3 protein-coding genes are annotated in these 2120 nt (G+C 45.0%); all 3 read left to right on the top strand.

Annotated elements, in window-relative coordinates:
• The coding region (locus ACQ9LF_RS13880; RefSeq protein ID WP_462490019.1) for an RHS repeat-associated core domain-containing protein at nucleotides 1-984 on the top strand (984 nt) is incomplete at its 5' end.
• Entirely contained in the window at nucleotides 981-1748 is a 768-nt protein-coding gene (locus ACQ9LF_RS13875; RefSeq protein WP_462490018.1) for a hypothetical protein, read from the top strand. The genes ACQ9LF_RS13880 and ACQ9LF_RS13875, both read left to right, overlap by 4 nt.
• 123 nt (nucleotides 1749-1871) lie before the next feature.
• A partial coding sequence (locus ACQ9LF_RS13870; protein WP_462490017.1) for a hypothetical protein occupies nucleotides 1872-2120 on the top strand: 249 nt, incomplete at its 3' end.

Raw genomic sequence — 2120 nt, 5'->3', positions numbered from 1 at the left:
AACCTGACGGTGCAGGACAGCTACAGTTATGATGGGTATGGGGTGATGCTGGGCAGTGCGGCGGGTTCGGCCAATGCGGCCCAGACAAATCTGCTGTATTGCGGCGAGCAGTACGACAGTACCTTGTCGCAGTATTACCTGCGTGCACGCTACTATAACCCGGCCAATGGGCTGTTCAATCAGCTTGATCCCTACGCAGGCAATATGCAGGACCCGCAGAGTCTGCATAAGTACCTGTATTGTCATGCGAATCCGGTAAATGGGGTGGATCCGAGCGGAATGGCTGGGGATTTTACGCTGGTCGGGCTTATGATGACGATGACCATCATCACCATTCTTGCCAGCTGTCCCAATATTGCCAATGCTCCCGGGCCTAATGATGATCCTTTTGCGGATTCCGGCGGAGAGATTATTCTGGATACAGGGATTACTTTAGGCATGGCAGTTGGTGGGATTCTGGTGGCCCGTTTTGTAATTCAGCCGTTGCGAGCAGCTGTGTCACCGTATATTAATGGCCTGCTCAATCAGCTCAGATTTCGCAATGCGACGCCGATTCCGACGATTCAGTCGCCTATTACGAACCCGAGTCGATTGCTTCCCGGACCAACGCAGTTGGAATTGAATCAAATCAACGGTTTGTCTTTTGAAGATGCCGTTCGGTCTTCGCTGCGGACAACAAAAGGCCAATCCGTTGTAACATCCTATGGGACAGTCAAGCCGGATTTCCCTGTTGGGAATTTATATGGTGTGACGGATGCCAAGAATGTGATAAAATTGTCTCAGTCTTCACAGACAAGAGGATTCGAAGAAATAGCTAGGACACAAAATATGCCGTTTAACCTGATAATCAGTCCAAGAACAGAGACTGTATCTGAACCATTGAAGGCGGCAATATATCGTACAGGTGGAGCTATCTTTGAATTTAATCCAACAAGTGGTACATTTAACAATATAACCTTCCAAGGAAATAAGGTGGTTCGATGAAATCCAAAATATCTGCCCATTTTTCAACATCGTTGCTTTTACCGATAGACATCAGTGACATATCTTTTGGTCGCCTTTTTTTTGAGATGTTACAAGAAAGCTATCCGGAGATGATGCCCAGAAAATACGGCAACACAGAACCTTTGAAAAATGTATTTGATGGCGATCTGGAGAAAATGCTGTCAACATGCTGGCAGCATCAGTTTATATGGAAGTCAAAGGTTAGAGGCATTGAAGCTCTTTGGGGATTTAGCGGTTTAATGGGAGAACAAAAGCTTCATTCCAAATTGCTTTTATATGGTGATTTCGGTAAATTCAAGATGGATAACATTAAGTTGCTTCATCACAGATTGATGTTGCATCATAATGTTGATATTGGTCATATACATATTCTTGGGGAATCGGAATTGAAACGATATAAGAATTATTATAATGAGGTAGTGTCAGCCCTTAATATTGGATTTAGCACAGTTGTCTTAAAACGATATATTGGCAATCTTGCATGGGGGATGTATTTTGGCAAACCGTATATTGAATTGATAGGTTTGGAAAAGTTACTAAAAGCCCCAGCATTTCTTGTTGAACAATTCAATGATGTTGTGTATTTGCAGATCACTGAGCATATCGAGGATGTGATTCGCAATTATGATGAATTTGATCGGTTGCGCACTCAAATTAAGGAATATCTGGGCCGTCAGTATTTCTTTAGTCCTGATTTGGCTTATAATGAATATTCCGTGCCGACTTTTCACATTCCATCATAAGTCATATGAAAATCAATTCTATCGAAAATTAGAAATTAGGAATGGCGTCAAATTTACAGTCCGGCCGGCAATGACTGGGGCGGTCTGCGTCCGAGCCTGAGTCTTTATCACCGATGCCTTTGTGTGCTGCTGGCTTATGTTTTCCTGATAGGGCCGGAGTGCTTGCAGCACCTGTCGCAGGCGGCGACGCAGTATAGCCAGATTTCGACGCTTGCCTGGGGCCGGGGAAACAGTATAATCACCTATGGCTATGATGCCAACGGCTCTTTGACAAGTAAAACGACCACCCGCGGCGGCCAGACGGCCGAGAGAGTGGTTTATACATATAACCTGCAGAATCGGCTGGCACGGGTGGAGACGACGCCTTATACG

The sequence above is a fragment of the Anaeroglomus insulsum genome, assembly GCF_050689095.1.
Lineage (GTDB): Bacteria > Planctomycetota > Phycisphaerae > Sedimentisphaerales > Anaerohalosphaeraceae > Anaeroglomus > Anaeroglomus insulsum.
Note: the sequence above shows the minus strand (reverse complement) of the source record. Positions and strands in the feature narration are given on the sequence as shown.

Bases quoted from the DNA above. Each gene is read 5' to 3' on its own strand.
- ACQ9LF_RS13875 (WP_462490018.1), top strand. From the start codon at position 981: ATGAAATCCAAAATATCTGCCCATTTTTCAACATCGTTGCTTTTACCG.